General features: G+C 49.1%; 21 protein-coding genes. 7 read left to right on the top strand and 14 right to left on the bottom strand.

The features are described 5' to 3' along the window. Positions 1 to 103: 103 nt before the first annotated feature. From JVX88_RS25955 to JVX88_RS25965, 3 genes are all read right to left on the bottom strand, one after another. On the bottom strand, positions 104 to 619 hold the full coding sequence (locus JVX88_RS25955; RefSeq protein WP_211621512.1) for a DNA methyltransferase: 516 nt from the start codon (positions 617 to 619) through the stop codon (positions 104 to 106). A 147-nt stretch (positions 620 to 766) separates the two neighbouring features. Then, positions 767 to 979 carry a DUF2283 domain-containing protein gene (locus tag JVX88_RS25960; protein WP_211621513.1) on the bottom strand — a complete coding sequence of 71 codons (213 nt, stop codon included), beginning with the start codon at positions 977 to 979 and terminating at the stop codon, positions 767 to 769. Beyond that, the gene (locus JVX88_RS25965; RefSeq protein ID WP_263975251.1) at positions 967 to 1,317 is read right to left on the bottom strand and encodes a DUF4258 domain-containing protein; all 351 of its coding nucleotides are present in this window, start codon (positions 1,315 to 1,317) and stop codon (positions 967 to 969) included. The genes JVX88_RS25960 and JVX88_RS25965 overlap by 13 nt, the downstream gene beginning before the upstream one ends. 128 nt (positions 1,318 to 1,445) lie before the next feature. Between JVX88_RS25965 and JVX88_RS25970 the strand changes: the two genes are divergently transcribed. Beyond that, positions 1,446 to 1,697: a hypothetical protein gene (locus JVX88_RS25970; RefSeq protein WP_211621514.1), complete on the top strand. Its 252-nt coding sequence runs from the start codon at positions 1,446 to 1,448 to the stop codon at positions 1,695 to 1,697. A gap of 120 nt (positions 1,698 to 1,817) precedes the next feature. After that, positions 1,818 to 2,345, top strand: a complete 528-nt coding sequence (locus tag JVX88_RS25975; protein ID WP_211621515.1) for a hypothetical protein — start codon at positions 1,818 to 1,820, stop codon at positions 2,343 to 2,345. Positions 2,346 to 2,514: 169 nt separating this feature from the next. On the opposite strand, the gene JVX88_RS25980 is transcribed toward JVX88_RS25975, so the two are convergent. The 5 genes from JVX88_RS25980 to JVX88_RS26000 form a co-directional block, all read right to left on the bottom strand. Then, positions 2,515 to 2,700 (bottom strand): hypothetical protein, encoded by a 186-nt coding sequence (locus JVX88_RS25980; protein ID WP_211621516.1) that lies wholly within the window; start codon positions 2,698 to 2,700, stop codon positions 2,515 to 2,517. Positions 2,701 to 2,722: 22 nt separating this feature from the next. Beyond that, positions 2,723 to 3,151, bottom strand: a complete 429-nt coding sequence (locus tag JVX88_RS44420) for a phage tail protein (RefSeq protein WP_410503801.1) — start codon at positions 3,149 to 3,151, stop codon at positions 2,723 to 2,725. Next, entirely contained in the window at positions 3,043 to 3,573 is a 531-nt protein-coding gene (locus JVX88_RS25990) for an NYN domain-containing protein (RefSeq protein WP_211621518.1), read from the bottom strand. Before JVX88_RS25990 ends, JVX88_RS44420 begins: the two co-directional genes overlap by 109 nt. 129 nt (positions 3,574 to 3,702) lie before the next feature. Beyond that, positions 3,703 to 4,371 (bottom strand): energy-coupling factor ABC transporter ATP-binding protein, encoded by a 669-nt coding sequence (locus JVX88_RS25995; RefSeq protein ID WP_211621519.1) that lies wholly within the window; start codon positions 4,369 to 4,371, stop codon positions 3,703 to 3,705. 62 nt (positions 4,372 to 4,433) lie between these two features. Then, the gene (locus JVX88_RS26000; protein WP_211621520.1) at positions 4,434 to 4,706 is read right to left on the bottom strand and encodes a hypothetical protein; all 273 of its coding nucleotides are present in this window, start codon (positions 4,704 to 4,706) and stop codon (positions 4,434 to 4,436) included. A 152-nt stretch (positions 4,707 to 4,858) separates the two neighbouring features. Between JVX88_RS26000 and JVX88_RS26005 the strand changes: the two genes are divergently transcribed. Both JVX88_RS26005 and JVX88_RS26010 read left to right on the top strand, forming a co-directional pair. Continuing rightward, a complete protein-coding gene (locus JVX88_RS26005; protein WP_317134445.1) occupies positions 4,859 to 5,002 on the top strand; it encodes a hypothetical protein in 144 nt (47 codons plus the stop codon). 80 nt (positions 5,003 to 5,082) lie between these two features. Next, the gene (locus tag JVX88_RS26010; RefSeq protein ID WP_211621521.1) at positions 5,083 to 6,378 is read left to right on the top strand and encodes an exonuclease SbcCD subunit D; all 1,296 of its coding nucleotides are present in this window, start codon (positions 5,083 to 5,085) and stop codon (positions 6,376 to 6,378) included. A 13-nt stretch (positions 6,379 to 6,391) separates the two neighbouring features. Here JVX88_RS26010 and JVX88_RS43315 read toward each other — a convergent pair whose 3' ends face one another. The 4 genes from JVX88_RS43315 to uvsE form a co-directional block, all read right to left on the bottom strand. Next, positions 6,392 to 6,733: a hypothetical protein gene (locus tag JVX88_RS43315; RefSeq protein WP_211621522.1), complete on the bottom strand. Its 342-nt coding sequence runs from the start codon at positions 6,731 to 6,733 to the stop codon at positions 6,392 to 6,394. Positions 6,734 to 6,748: 15 nt separating this feature from the next. After that, on the bottom strand, positions 6,749 to 7,879 hold the full coding sequence (locus tag JVX88_RS26020; RefSeq protein WP_410503732.1) for a DNA methyltransferase: 1,131 nt from the start codon (positions 7,877 to 7,879) through the stop codon (positions 6,749 to 6,751). A 182-nt stretch (positions 7,880 to 8,061) separates the two neighbouring features. After that, entirely contained in the window at positions 8,062 to 8,430 is a 369-nt protein-coding gene (locus JVX88_RS26025; RefSeq protein WP_211621524.1) for a carboxymuconolactone decarboxylase family protein, read from the bottom strand. A gap of 39 nt (positions 8,431 to 8,469) precedes the next feature. Continuing rightward, positions 8,470 to 11,070: a UV DNA damage repair endonuclease UvsE gene (gene uvsE / locus JVX88_RS41090; RefSeq protein WP_263975252.1), complete on the bottom strand. Its 2,601-nt coding sequence runs from the start codon at positions 11,068 to 11,070 to the stop codon at positions 8,470 to 8,472. A gap of 170 nt (positions 11,071 to 11,240) precedes the next feature. Here uvsE and JVX88_RS26045 point away from each other — a divergent pair, with 170 nt between their 5' ends. Together JVX88_RS26045 and JVX88_RS26050 are read left to right on the top strand one after the other, a co-directional pair. After that, on the top strand, positions 11,241 to 11,534 hold the full coding sequence (locus JVX88_RS26045; RefSeq protein ID WP_211621525.1) for a hypothetical protein: 294 nt from the start codon (positions 11,241 to 11,243) through the stop codon (positions 11,532 to 11,534). Continuing rightward, positions 11,534 to 11,854, top strand: a complete 321-nt coding sequence (locus tag JVX88_RS26050; RefSeq protein ID WP_211621526.1) for a DUF4258 domain-containing protein — start codon at positions 11,534 to 11,536, stop codon at positions 11,852 to 11,854. The genes JVX88_RS26045 and JVX88_RS26050 overlap by 1 nt, the downstream gene beginning before the upstream one ends. A gap of 410 nt (positions 11,855 to 12,264) precedes the next feature. On the opposite strand, the gene JVX88_RS26055 is transcribed toward JVX88_RS26050, so the two are convergent. Next, positions 12,265 to 13,488, bottom strand: a complete 1,224-nt coding sequence (locus tag JVX88_RS26055; RefSeq protein WP_211621527.1) for a DUF790 family protein — start codon at positions 13,486 to 13,488, stop codon at positions 12,265 to 12,267. Between the two features lie 76 nt (positions 13,489 to 13,564). Then, positions 13,565 to 14,311, bottom strand: coding sequence for a glutathione S-transferase family protein (locus tag JVX88_RS26060; RefSeq protein WP_211621528.1), 747 nt, complete (start codon positions 14,309 to 14,311; stop codon positions 13,565 to 13,567). Positions 14,312 to 14,600: 289 nt separating this feature from the next. Here JVX88_RS26060 and JVX88_RS26065 point away from each other — a divergent pair, with 289 nt between their 5' ends. Next, positions 14,601 to 15,308: a fasciclin domain-containing protein gene (locus tag JVX88_RS26065; protein ID WP_225931177.1), complete on the top strand. Its 708-nt coding sequence runs from the start codon at positions 14,601 to 14,603 to the stop codon at positions 15,306 to 15,308. Positions 15,309 to 15,312: the final 4 nt, after the last annotated feature.

Below are 15,312 nucleotides of genomic sequence, written 5' to 3' on the forward strand. Positions count from 1 at the left end.
GTCACCCTTTGCATCTGAGCGTTTCTATACAATTTCATTCACGAAGTTCTCATTGCCAAAAAGATCCTCAAGTATTGCACGAAGGTAAGCATTAACTCTGTAGTCACAATTGAATATACAGACTTCCACTTTCAGACAAGAGTTCTTTAATTAATGAAAGACGCTCATACATCATGAAAAGATAAGAATCAGTTCCCTTGCCCCAGGTATCTCGATACGCAACCATTTCTAAAGTTGACTGTTCTTTTTGAACTGAATCCTTCTCGTCTCCAATCTGAACCTGCATCGAAAAATCCGCACCCACATCAAACGGCGGGTCGATATAAATCAGATCCACCTTGCCCTTAAACTCCTGCAACAGTGAAGCCATTACCAGCTTGTTGTCGCCCCAGAATGGCTTCGCCACGCAAGCGAACAGCCGATTTCTAAAGTCATCCTGCTTGGGGTTTTGCTGTTCAAATAGCTCCAACTGCCCCGTTGCCGCCGCTGCCCGTCGCGGTTCATCAATGCTTTCAATCTTCTGCAACCGCAAGCGGAACGCTGACGCGAACGGCATGGCACACCCAGCACTATCCACCTCGCGCCGCTGCCCATACTCGTCATACTTGCCCTCCCACACCAGTTCCGTTCATAGCGTCGATAGCGGATGCGGGTTGTGGGGGCCGTAGGTGGGTTGAGACATGATTAGGGCAAAAGTAAAAAGTAAAAAGTTTGTAGTGACGACTTTAGTCGTTTCTAAATGCTCACTGAAGTGAACACTACGAACTCAGAGGGCTACTGTTTCAAAGGCAATGCGGACAGGGCGATCGGAAGGAGGCAAGAAGTTGAGCTTTTCAAAGCCGATCACCTGACCATGCTGATCTTTCATCAGAATCACTTCATCGCCTGTTTCTTCTGCTTCTACCTCATCTTGAGGATTACCAAACCAAACCACCAGCGTATTGCCTGTGCGATCATAAAACACTTTTACTTCTGCCATACTAAATCCCCTTCTTTAATTGCACTCGTTCGATAGGCTGTGATCAAAAAACCTTCTCCATCTAAACGTCTGGTCACGGCACAAACCCACCGCTTCGCACCATCATCACGATAAAACAAGTAAACCTGAGAATCGGTTTTGCTCAGACGAATTTCGTCTGGATTACTTAAGGTAGCTTGAACATCGGCTAGACGGTTGAGCATGATCGGGTGCTTTATTGTGACAATGAATTGCCAATACTCAATCGTTGTGCGAACGGAAAAGCTGATCGGTGTAGTGACCTCAAACAAAATTTCAGAGTTAGAGGGCAAATCATTCTGCATTGATTGCTTCTTCAATCGCCACGCTCATCGAAAAATCGGAAGGGGGGAAAGCGATCGACGGATAATCAATAGTATGAAGGCAGAGGTTGGTGCCCTCTGCTCCATCATCCCAAGTAACGACACTACTTAGGAGTTAACTCATTATGACGAACTCAAATGACCAGGACGCTGAGCTAAGGCAGGTTTCCCAGCAGCTTGGAGAGCTACAAACACAAATCTCTACTCGGTTAGATAGTATTGAGCGACAGCTAGAATCTGAAACCGAGCGGAGAGAGCGGTTTGATGAAAAGTTCTCTAATTACCAGCAAGCCATTCAGTGGGTCGTACAGCTTAGCTTTACGTTGATTGCCTCTGCAACCATCACGGTTATCATCACAGCCGTTCTAAAAAAGTGACAGTGCAGCTCAAGCCACAGAGTTGCTTTCAACTAAAACTCTCAAATCTGAATCGGGAATTCTGAAAGTAAGCCCTGTCCATAGAGGCAGGGCTGCTGTCTCTTAGTACTCAGGATTCCCATGCTAAAGTTATTTCCTTCTTTCCGTAGCTGGATACAAGCTTTCAGACTGGCAATTCCAACATTCTTAGGCACGATTGTCTTTAGCGTTTACTTCTGGGCGTTTTTAATAGGACCTCTAGTATTAACAGTTGTCTCTCTTGAACCTGAAGGACTTGTGATATCTCTACTATCCCTCGTCTCTTTAGCGATTGGCTTTCTTTGGTATTTAGCAATCAAAATTCTTTATTTCTTTTTGCTGCGATTACTTTGGTCATCACCTCCAAAATGGCTTAGACCTAAACTGAACTGGAAGCACAGCTTAAAGAATTTTTGTATTTCAGTATTGGCAACAATACCAATTGCAATTCAGTTCCTAATTCCTCTTTTGGTTAAAGCACATCTAGAAGTAAACTACAGTTTAATATTCAGGCTACGATTCAACATCGAAGAAATTATTTTACGTAATGCTTGGCTGTGGTTTATCTGTGCTGCTCTCTTATTACATCTCACTGACACAGGCAACCGCAAAAAAGTCAGCAAACCATAGTCACAGCATTTTCTTGATCTACCCAATAGTTCGATCACCTGCGTCAGACAGCAGACAGTCAGCCCTAAAACCCTGATTGTTCCGTAAAAGGCCCTCACTGTTGGCAACGAAAGAATCAGGGTTCCAGACTATAACCAGTGAGCGATATAGGCCAAAATTAGGCCACCCTCTACAGGTGGCGATCCTCAAGGTAGACATTCACCAGCACCAAGTAAGCACCAGCGACCAATCCAGCCGATAGAGCCGAGACGTTAGCGGATTGCCGGTGACGCTGGCATAGAGCATACAGCTCAGAAAGGAACAACTCTTGGGGGGAAGTGAGAATCACGGAGCTGGAGAGAAGAGAAGGAACCACAGACCTACTTCAGTATACAGAGCTAGGCGATTTCACCAGTAGAAATCAGGAAGGATAGGACGATTGACGGCTGCATATTGTTGTGTGCCTGCCCTCCGCCTTGATTGCTGGTGTTGAGAGTCGTGTTGTGCATTGCTCCAGACTGGCTAGTCAGAGTGAACGCACCGCCACTACCGGGAGAGACAAAGAAGGCACCTACAGACGGCTGATGATTATGCGAGGGAATTTGAGCCAGTGTGAGGGTATGCATCTCAGCGCCGATCAACTGCCCTAGCGTGCGACTGGTCAAGCCGGCCCCTTGACCAAAGCCGATAATGGTTCTGCCTCTAGCGTCAGGCAGGGTTAGGCGTTTATTAGCGTTCCAGTCAGACAGGGAACTGCTGCCACGACCGAGGCGTGTTTCTGCTTGCGCAAGCTTTGCTGTTTGCGTCGGACTCGTTGGGTTGCTAATTCTACCTCCACCCAGAGACGCTGAGCTGAGATCCATTCAGCCCCATAGCCCATAACCGTCAGCTGCTGAGCACGATCCGACGTCGCCACAATTAGTCTTTGCGAGTATTTGCGCAGATCTTTACGATAGGCCGCACAGGCTTTTTCAATAAACGTATCCGCAGTTTGGCGATAATCGGTATAGCAGATCGAAAGATAGCTAGTTACAATCTCACGATTACCCGGAGAGTCGCGCAATTGGGAATCAAACACAACTTGGGTTTCGTAATCCTGCGCAGCACTGTAGCTCAGCAACACCTCAATCAATTCTCGTCGGGCCGTTTCCAACCCTTGTTGCTCGCGCAGGCGAGTCAGATGCTGCCAGGCACCAATAACGTTATAGCCGTCCACGAGTAAAAGGGCTTGGGGGGTTGAAGATGGCATGATCTAGCACATTGGATTTACAAACCAAGATGATTAGGCAAAATTTATCAGTTAAAAAGATTGCTTCTTCTTAATTATTGCCCTTCTTTGTTGCATTATGTAAATCTTATGTGAATTTCGCTGCTAGCTTCACCCCACTTGCTGCATCAACCGTTGCTTTAAGCGGGTTGGCTCTCCTCGGTCAACCACCTGTCCAGCTTCCAACAGGAATGCGCCATCGCAATAGTCCAACTCCTCCAAGCGATGAGTGACCCACAGGGCAGTAATCCCCCGTTGTTTGACAAGCTGCCTGACTTGCGCCACCAAGCTAAGCTGACTGTCGGCATCAAGTAATGCTGTAGGCTCATCTAGCAACAGCACTTCACAATGCCGAGCAATGGCTCCTGCAATCGCCACTCGCTGTTTTTGCCCACCGCTGAGTGCGTAGATTGGACGCCGTTGCAGGTGGCTCAAGTTAACAGCCCTGAGCGATTCCTCAACCCGCTGCTGAATCTGGTCAAACGACAACTGTTCAGCTACTAGTCCAAAGGCAACATCAGCTCCAACCGTTGGCATCACCAACTGATGATCTGGGTTTTGAAATACAAAGCCAACTGGATCCCCGACCTCAATCTGCCCTGCCTGAGCAGACAGCAGACCTGCCAACACTCGCAGCAAAGTTGATTTGCCACTGCCATTGGTTCCCAGCAGCATCCAGAATTCGCCTTTAGGAACTTCCAAACTACAGTCCTCTAAAACCGCAGCCTCCTTTGACCAGCGAAACTGTACATCCTGAACCACAATTGCCGCATTTGCCATCTTTACATCCAACTATGCAGGGGTGACCCACTCTACCGCTACTCTGCTCCTAACTGTTACTCCTACTGGGCGAGCGTCGTGAAAAATCCGGGCGGCTTACCTGATGCCGTTGCCGTTGCTGTTTTTTCTGCCATTTGCACAGCAGCAATTTCACTCACCAATACCCCAATTGCTTTACCCACCTGCTGCTCACAGGTTAACTCCAAAGTCACTGGATTTCCCGTCCGCACTGCATCCAAAACTTGCTGATATACAGCTTTCGCATCTGCTTCTGCTTTGCGCTGCACCGAGAGCGTGATGGGCGAATTCTTCAAGGTTAGATCAATTACAAACATATCGAGTCCAATGTTTAAATTCCATTACCTATACCAATGTACGCTTTCCCTGCACCAACCGTGGGTGAGAGTGAAACCAACCCAACCTCCGAAGCTTTTGTAAAGTTCTAGGATGAAAAATCAGAAGACCCTCAGTATACAAAGATAATCGCGTGACCGACCACCGCTTGGGGCAGAACTTCACGTTGAACCCGGTGTTGGAAGGCGATTTAGAATCGGTGATTCAGTCTTGTATTTCTCAAGATCAGCAAGAGCGATTGGAAGAACTGGCAGCATCCACTACAGCTGCGGTTTGATTTTGCAAACATTTGGGTTAACCCCTGGACGCTAGCCCGATTCGAGCATAGAATGAGTCAGTTCATCTGTACTTATATCTATGCCTCGCTTTCTCCATCTGGCTGACGTTCATCTGGGCTTTGACCGCTACGATTGCAAAGAGCGGACGCAGGATTTTTTCTATGCCTTCAACGACGCGATCGAGAAATACGCGATTGCAGAGCGGGTAGACTTTGTCCTAATCGCCGGTGACTTGTTTGAGCATCGCAACATTCAGCCCGCTACCTTAAACCAAGCTCAGTACTGTTTGCAGGAGTTGCAGAAAGCCGGTATTCCTGTGCTGGCGATTGAGGGGAATCACGACAACCGTCCCTACGGGACCAAAACAAATTGGTTGCGCTATCTGGCAGACTGGGGATTGCTGATTCTGCTGGAACCGGGTGATGCCACTGCTGAGGAATCGTTTTATAGTCCGTGGAATGGGCGCTCTGGTGCCTACATCGATCTAGATTGCGGAGTGCGAGTCTTGGGATCGAGCTGGTACGGAACTTCGGCACCCAAGGCAATTGAGCAGATTGTCGCCGCAATGGCTAAACTACCTCCGAGTGCTGGGCCAACGATTCTGATGTTCCACCACGGCCTAGAAGGACAGATCGCGCGCTACCAAGGTGCGCTCAGATATGCTGATGTCTTGCCCCTGAAACAAGCGGGGGTTGATTATTTAGCATTGGGGCATATTCACAAGAGCTATAGCTTAGAAAACTGGATCTTCAACCCTGGCTCCATCGAAGCCAACAGCGTGGAGGAAGCCAGCTACCAGCGAGGAGTTTATCTGGTAGAAATCAACGAAACTGGCATCCAGGCCGAGCTGAAACAGGATTATTACCAGCGGAACGTTGTGCGGTTAAAGCTCTCAACCAATGGACAAGAATCAGTCGAAGAACTAGAGCAGCAGGCGATTGCCCAAGTCCAGCAGGCGATTCAGCAAAACCGCTTGTGTCCAGCCGATGCTCCAATTGTGGAACTGCGCATTGACGGTCAGGTCGGCTTTGATCGGTTAGAACTCGATACCCGCCGATTGCAGCAACAACTCCAGCAGCTCAGCAATGCCCTGATCTTTCTGCTCAAATACGAAGTCGATTCGCTTGCCTATGCCTCTCACCTAACCGAAGATGCCAGCCGTCTTCAGATCGAGCGGGAGGTGTTTTTGGATCTGCTGGGGGCGAACAACTCCTACAAAAAACGAGCTGCCGAGTTAGCAGATGGACTAATCGCCCTCAAGGAGCAGCAGCTCGAAGGGCGATCGGAAGCAGAGCTATATCGATTTGTGCGGGATATGGTCCTACCAGAGCGGTTGTACTCAGTTGATACCCTGGAGAGTGAGGAGCTGAGCTGAGCGTGAGGTTGAATTAAGATCCCCGCTGGATCTCAGTAAAGATTGCCTCCAGGATTTCCGTCGCTCCTTGCTGGCGGAGATTATGAGCGAGTTGTATCCCGAGTGCCTCCGCTTCGGTTGCTGCTCCAGAGATACTATCTTTGACCATCTGCTGTCCATCCAGGCTAGCGACCATGCCGGTCAGCGTCAGTGTATTGCCTTCGATGGTTGTGTTGATACTGCGAGGTTGAATTCGTCTAACTTGATCTCGCAGTGGTCTGATTTCTTCTCGCAGCTCATCTAATAAACGCCGATCTTCAGCAATTCGACGTGCAATTTCTTCACTAAGCTTTTTGTGGCTGTCAGGATCAATCATTTTCTCCGCCTTTTACTAATCCAATTGAATGAAATAGTCCATTTCTTGCAGAGGGGTAGATTGAACACGAGCGCCCATATGCTCAGCTTGCCGACGCCCTTTTTCAGCCAATTCAACTTTTCTGCGACAATATATCTTCCAAGGAGCTATAGATTTTCTAAGAGAATCTAATAGAATTTCGTCGTAATCTATTGACCTTGACGCCAACGCTCCAAAGCGTATGACCATTTTTATTTGGTCTTGAGAAACGCTATAAATATTGTCCCAAACCTGGGCTAACGATGTACTAAAATCATTTGCTGAAGCATGGGAAACCTGTGGAGTTCGTTCGTAATTTACTTCGCTTGATCCACCAAGAAACCAATGTCTAAGCCATTGATCCTGAACGTAGGTCGTCATTCCATAGTAAGGTGGTGAAGTAATTACTAGGCTCACACTTTTACTGAGTTTTTTGAATGTTGCTCTGTGGCGGCTATCGCCCAGAAAAATATTCTTTGTAGAAGATATGTCATTAAGTCTATTGTTTAGGACTCTAGATGCCTTCTTATAAAGGGGGCCTCGTATATCAATCTTCAATGGTTTGAGATCACGTTCCTTCCAATACCGAACAGAATAATCTGGCTTAGATGAAAACGTCCTTGGCATTTGATTAGAAAAATAGGACGAATTGTTAATATCTTTCTGTTGAGGACCATGTAAACAGCCAAGCATGAGCGCCCGCAACATCACGGATTCATCGGTTTCTTTGGTTTTTAGTAAACCAGTACGTAATTTACAAATCTGGTCTAAAGTATCAGGATGATATGCCCAATCCCAGAATTCACCTTTAGGAACCTCACAGGTTTCCGCTCTTTCCAGCAACCGCTCGATTAGTGCTAGTACTTTCTCAAGGGATGTGGTAGCTAGTTTTGCTTTGGCTATTGCAACTGCGATGGGAGAGGTATCAATGCCAAAAGACTGAATCCCTTTAGCTCTAGCTGCATAGTTAGTGGTACCTCGGCCACAAAATGGATCAAGCACAACAGTATCCTTTGCAGTTCTATTCAAAATCCGAATAGGAAACTCCAAAGGAAACATTGTGTAATATGGACAGATTGTATTGAGCCTGTGACGCGGATCTGAAGACAGCTTTTTCCCGGTAACCACACTTCCTTGCCCAATTGACTTGCCTATGAAGATTTCTGCTTAACAATAGCAGACGCAAACAATATTTTCAGTGCATTCTGTTCCCAGGTTAAGAAATTTTATACAGCTTTATCTAATTTTTTGAAAAAGAATCACACATTGCATAATTCTAGTGTCTCCTAAGGTCCCAGTTTAACTCTTAGTCAACTCAACCCTTCTTCATCCCGTTCTGCAAATACTTGCTTTGCTATTAGCATTGCATTCAAAGCTGCCGGAAACCCTGCATACACGACTAGTTGCAAAATCACTTCCACCACCTCGGTTCGCGTACAGCCCACGTTCAGCGCCCCCTGGATGTGAGCCTTGAGCTGCGGTTGGGCATTGCCCAGCGTGGTCAGAGCCGTGATCGTGACGAGCTGTCGCGTTTTTGCATCTAAACCAGGTCGCGAATAGATTTCGCCAAACGCAAATTCCAGAATATAGCGGTCCAGGCTCCAGCGTGACTTGAGCCACTGCCGCGTAGGGACTTTGGGAAAAGCCAACTTCTGGGTCGGTGGCTCCACTGGCAACATACCCCAACTCTAATCTGATCTCATCCGTGAGTTCATAGGTCAATCCGATCCCAGGAACCCCGCCTTGGCGTCGGATTGGGTTCTCACGCCCAAAGGTGGAAATGGCTCCATCGCCACTACCGCTAAACAGGGGATTAACAGTACTGACATAATCCCCCAAACCGCCGCCGACCGTATCTGTTGTATTAGTTCACCCTGCGGACGGGGACCCAGCAGTTGCACATGGTCTTGCAGACCCAAACGTTGATGCTCGGCTGGAATCACGCTGTCGTGAAAGATATCTTTGGCATGAGTGGTAAATGAATAGGGAATTTCGGCAAATGCAATGATGTCTTGAAAATATCCATCTAGGGGTGGATGCAACGCAAAGATATCCATCGGTAATCCAGCCGCTTCATGCGCTAGAATCTCAGACACTACAAAAGTTTCAGAATAACGGGGATAGCGCTTCAGCACGTATCCCACCTTGGTAATCGCAGCAGGACTGATGCAATCGGGATGTAACACATCAATCCAACCGAGTTCATGCAGCCGTTTCGCCCGAATCCATTGCTCCAATCGTGGCGTCACACGCGGCGCAATCAACGATCGTTTCCCAAATGAGAGCAATTCACAGGTCGTGTTGTAGCCTCCCATTGATACCACACAGTCTGCGTGGTTTAAGAGTTGCGTTGATTCTTCTAGATAGTCCAAAATCCGTAAGCGAGGATGGGCGGCGGTGCGCTCGTGAAGCTGCTGCCGTTGTTTCAGCGACATAAACGGTCCGGTTAGAATCACGCCGTTTGTGTCAGGCGGTAACGTCGCTTGTGCAAACATCTGAGCTAAATTGGCACCGTCCTGGCCACCTCCCACCAAACACAGGGCCAGCTTACCGGGCGGTAGATGCAAGTTTTCTAAAATATTTTCAGTAGATGCTAAATATTGCAATCGCTGACGCTGATCGAAATAGCCAGCATAGCGAATCTTGGCTGCCACCTCTGGTGATAACCGATATTCTTGAACTAGATCAAACACATTCGGATCGCCATACACCCAAACCGCATCATAGTACTGGGCAATTGCTTCCTCATTGCGAGCACGCAGCCATTCTCGTTGTACGACTCTGGGTTCATCTAACACATCCCGCAATCCTAGTACACAGTGCGTTTGTCCTTGTGCCCGCAGGTAGTCCAACGTTGGATTGAGCTCTCGCACTGCACCGCGCGGCACATTATCTACAAGAAATAGATCGGGGGAAAAGGTTTTCATTGCTGCCTGAATTACCTGCGATCGAATCGCAATCAGCTCTTGCAGCGGCATATCTAGACGGCGGGGCTGATACTGTCCATTGATCTCTTTGCGCAATACTGGCAAAGACAGGTAATCAATATTGGCAGGTAAATTAACAGTATGTCCCTCTTCCATGCCGCTGATTAGCAAAATCGAAGCTTGCGGAAGCACCCGAACCAAGGTTTGAGCAATCAGCAAATTGCGTCGCTTGTGGCCCAACCCCATCGTGTCGTGGGAATAGAGAGCAATGCGAATAGAACTGATTTGATTGGATAGTTGCGACTGCAACCGTTGCCTGGTGTTAATCGATTCACAATTGGCTTCTTCCGGTTGATGGGGAAGCCCCTTGCTGCACCGGATGGCTCTGTTGCTTTTAACGAGCAGTTTCATCACGCTAGGCCGGATTTGGGGCGGCTGAATTGCAGTTGCAATCAGCGGTGTGGTTGCTGCCTCAGCCAGAGAGGACAACCAGGTTTGGCGCAGATGGGCAATCGCATTTTCTTTTTGGCGCGCTTCGATTTCGATCCATTTAACGTTGTGATAGGCGCTGGGCATCTGGGTAATGTAGTCGCTGTGGCGCGGATCATGCAAAAACTCGCGGCCATTGGAAATATGCACCAACTGCCATTCGGGGAGCGGCCAAGTTTGGCGAGCTGCTGCTACTAAATTGGCCACACTTCCATCTTCGTAGCTCTCCAGGCGGTCGTGGATCAGGTGGTGATGGGCATCAAACACCATTGGCACTGATGCCGCTTCGCAAATGGCTAGCATATCGGTCGCACCATAGGTATATTCATCGTTTTCGAGGGTCAAACGTAAACGAATTCCATCGGGCAAATCTCGAATCACCTGTACTAATCGTTCAACCCGATCGCCTTTGCCGCCGTGGATATTCATGGCTGCCAAGGCCGAACGCGGTAGTCCCATCCAGTCAAACAGGCGGGCGTGGGCACTGAGAATCTTAATACTATTGGCGATCACCTCAGGACGATCAGAGTTCAGCACTACAAATTGATCCGGATGAAGCACCAGCCGGATCCCTGCTGTCATGGCTCGCTCCCCGATCTGCCGTAGGTCGGTAGCCAATTCCGCCAGCACTGCCTCGCCCGTCGGTTCATCGGAAAAGGGAAACACCGCCGAACTAAGCCGGTAGAGCCGAATCGCTTCGCTCTGACAAAAACTGATTGCACCGCTGAGCCGTTCTAAATTCTGGGCATATAAGGCTCGTAACGCCTGCTTCTGTTCGGGCAGGGAAAGTTGCAGCAGTCGTTTGCGCGTCATGGCGCGAAACCGCACCCGGTCTGAGACGGTAATACAAACCAGGCCGAGTTCGGGTAGCTGAAAATCGGCTGGTTGAAGCGCTGAATCCATTACAAATCGTTTCCTAAGGTAGGGATTGATTAATCTCTATCTCGGTAACGGCTAACTCGAAAACTGGCTTTGGGCAGAACTCGAATCTCGAATTCTATTGCTTTAATTTCTTAGGAATCCCTACCATTGCCCATCTCTCAGGAAGTTCGAATTTGGCGGCATTTGGGGCAGTGACTATAATTGGTGGCAGACGTTGCACCTTAGTGCTTTTCTATGCCTTAGCAGCCCACCTACGGCCCCACAACTTCTGGGCGCTCGACTTTAACTGGCAACCAGGCAAACCCTCCACCCACGATTGGCAAGACTATCGAACGCGCAAGGATCGCTCGCTCAAAACCGTCAGCGATGAGGTCTACACCTACCCGGCACTGGACAAATATACTGCCTGCCTCAAAGTCGTCCATACCTCCGGCTGCAACACCTCGATTACTCTCGATTACTGTGGAGGTGGAGGTGTAGCCTGATGCCCATCCTTCTCGACCATCAGAACCGAGAAGTGCGTTTGACTGAAGAACGGTTGACGCATATTCTGTCTCACCCTGAAATGGTCGAAATGGAAGCACAAATCGCTGACACCTTGAAGCATCCACAACTGGTGCGGCAATCTCGCAGTGATGAAAGCGTCGCATTGTGTTATCGGTTTTATACCCAACTGGCAATCGGAGATAAATGGCTTTGTGTAGTGGTTAAGTATCTTCCTGATGACGCATTTATTGTTACCGCTTATTTCACAGATAAACCCAAAAAAGGAGAAACCCTATGGCAGAGCGCTCCTAACTCCTGACTCCTGACTCCTGACTCCTATCGGCATCCCTTCGGATCTGTCAATCACCTGTTCAGGAGCGAAGTTGGGTTCAACAATCCTGAATTGAGCGACCGCAGATTGAGCGACCGCAACCTCAGTGAACTTGAAACTCATCCCTAACCAAACTGGAACAATTAGCAACCACTTCCCCACAGCCTTGTTTGGACCTCCGCCTGAATCAACCCTGTCAGCACTTTATCTGTCAGCACTTTGTCTGTTTGCTGTATTATCTTGCCTTGCAGTGGCAATATGTGCACCAAAGGCACCTAAACTTAGCAAGCTCCAGTGAAGACGAGATGAAGTGAAGATGAGAACCTTTTCATGATCGAGTTAGGTATGCCAATCCGCCTAATCGGAGCTAGTCGTGTTGATATCATGCATCAACAGTATTAGACTGATTCCAGTACGTCCAGCACCGCCTTGGGCGACAGTTTGTCCTTAAACCAGATCACATGGGCTGGAGTGTGGTTAAAGTTGACACCAGCCTTTTCCAGATTTAACCGCTCTGAAATTGCCAGGATCAAATCATTCCGCCCAGATTGCCGCACTTGCAGAAACTTTTTGCGCAGATATTCGGGCCGCCAGTAGCCGACAATTTCTAGCAAAAACGAGTGTCCGTCGGGATGGACCAACCGAAAATCGGGAATCATCACGCTACCAGGAATCGGAATCAAATCCACCTCTCGTTCTAGTCGCCATTCACTGTTGAGGCTGTCCCAACGGTCGGCAAAGGAAAGTTCCAAAAAACTATCGTAGGGCTTACCGGGCGGGTAATGGCTCACTAGCCCACAGCCCGAATCGAGCGTAAACCGCTTGGCTTGTTCCTGTTTGCTGTAGGAATCGCGCCAGTGCAGGTCAGCCGCCAGGCTCCATTTAGTTACATGCAGCAGGGCCGGAATCAGTTTGGCAATGTCGAGGCCGTAGCGAGTGCTGGGCTTAAACAAACTGGTGGGACCATCGATGCTGATCGTAAACCCGTGATCTGCGTCGCCTTCGATGTAAGCCATCAGGCCAAACAGCTTCAGGTAGCGAAACAGCAGCTTATATTCACCCGGATCGTTACGGTGCGCCTGAATTCGGATTTGGCTGGCCTTATAGAAAATGCCCTGTACCTGAGACAGGTTATAGCGATGCAGCAACGCTTCTGGTGTGGGCGGATCAAACTGGGTCAAAATCCGGTTTTCGGCCAGATCAGCATAGAGGCCAGTTCGGATTTGTTCAGAGTAGATTTCATGGCCCAATTCCTGACTGAGCTGTTCAGCCAAAGCAGCAAAGGTATGGGCCGCTGTTTGGGGTAAGGGAGCCGCTTGCGCTGCCCAGGCAAAAACTCGCTGCCGCAACTGTTGAGGTTCTAACGGACTCACCACCTCGAACTGGCTAAAGGTATCGCTTCTAAGCAAATGGGCCAAGCCGCGCTTGATGCGGTAATCGGTACTGTCGCCTTCGAGTTCTAGAAGCTGCCGATCCAGTTCATGCTGGGGGTTGCCCTGCGCCTGCTGAAAGATGCCAATCAGCGTTGTTGCCATCTCCAAATTGCGCGGGTTGATCGGCAGCCGTTTGGGAACGATTTCTTCCCCATTGTGCCGCTGGATTAGGAGATCGGTGGGAAGCATAGATTTGCTACTAAGGCGCAGTCACTCAGACTCGTTACTCCCTCACCTTCCACGCTAAGCAATAATCAAGAAATCGTTAGCATTTAGCGTGAGTGCAGCATGCATAGAGCCGGTCGCGCCATACCCAAAACAAATCATAAGCTGGGTTGTCGGCTAATCCTGGCACCCCCATACCCTTCAAAGCTTCGGGTAGCTTGAGATAAGCCCCCGCGGGGAATTTGACATACATGGTCAACGCCGCCACGGCAAAGTCAGCCAAGGTTGGTTCCTCTCCCAATAAATAGGAACTATCCTGTAACAGCACGCACAGCGATTCTAAATTCTGCTGCATTGTCTGACGGGCCGCTTTGACCGCATCCGGCCCAAAACCCGCACCCATGCCCAAGACTTCTAGCGCTTCGGGGGGCACCGAGTCCACCACGGTTCTAAGGAAATCTGGCGTTGAGGATGGTAGGAAGGCTCTACGGAAGGCCGCACTTTGGCTAAAGGCTCCAATCATAACTTTGCGAGCGTTCAAGCCAATCGACTCATCAGCCCACTCTTCCATGACAAAACATAGCGCTCGTTGCTTTGGATCAGTAGGAATAATCGGTCGTTCTGGATAGCGCTGATCAAGGTATTTGGCGATTGCGGTTGAATCTGCAATTACCTCGGCCCCATCTTTGAGGACAGGAACCTGGCGTTGCCCAGATAGACGATAGAGATCTAGCTGCCCAATGCCGGGCGTCACTTCCACTTTGCGGTAGGGCAACCCTTTATAGTCCAGAATCAACCGAACTTTTTCACAGTAATGCGATAACTCGAATTGGTATAGCTCTAGCATGGCTGCCTCCTAGCAAACAAGAAAATCCTGTCCCATTGCATATTCCCATTGCATATTCCAAGTTACAGCAGATCTCTCAGGAACAGGAGCATCGTTAGAGACAGGAGCCTGCTAACCCAGACATAAATCAGCAATTAAGAGACAACTGATTCAGAATTCAAACCAAAGTGCCTGCTAATCATATAAAGTTCCTATGGCAAGGCAGGGAACCCGGTCTTAACCAAAACGTCATAAACCGCAAAGGAAGTTAACACTTTCTTGATGGTGCAGTAAGTAAGGACGAAATTCCATGAACTCACTGAATAATGTGAACTTGGTTAAGCGAACAGTTGGTTTGGTTGGTTTTCTGGCCAGTGCAGCGATTGTGCTGCCTGTAGCTGCTCAAGTAAAGCCCGCCACCGAATCACCTGCGCCAGATGCCCAGATGCCCGCGGTTGAATCCCAAACTCCTGAAGTCCAAACTCCGGCATCCGGTGACCCTCAAGCTCCGACATTAAGTGTTCCTGCTCAACCTCAAAGTGCTCCATCTGAAGCTGAGGCTCCCACATCCAATACGCCGGCTCCCGCACCGGCAGTGGCTGCCACCAGTGGCACGATTGTTGACATTGCTTCAGCCAGCGACTCTTTCCAAACCTTAGTTGCTGCTTTGACCGAAGCTGAATTGGCCGAAGTCCTCGCTGGGGAAGGTCCGTTTACGGTGTTTGCTCCAACGGACGAGGCATTTGCCGCTCTCCCAGACGGTACGGTCGAAGAACTGCTCAAGCCCGAGAATCGGGAGCGACTAGTTACTATTCTGAAGTACCACGTGGTTTCTGGTGCTTATCCCTCTAGCAGCTTGTCTTCGGGAGAAGTTCCTACCGTTGCAGGCAGCCCGGTGACGGTGGATGTTAGTGAAGGTCAGGTTACCGTCAATGGCGCTAATGTGATCCAGCCGGATATCACAGCCACCAATGGTGTGATCCACGTAATCGACCGTGTGATTCTGCCTCCTCAGTAGCTCC

This window comes from Leptolyngbya sp. 7M (genome assembly GCF_018128485.1).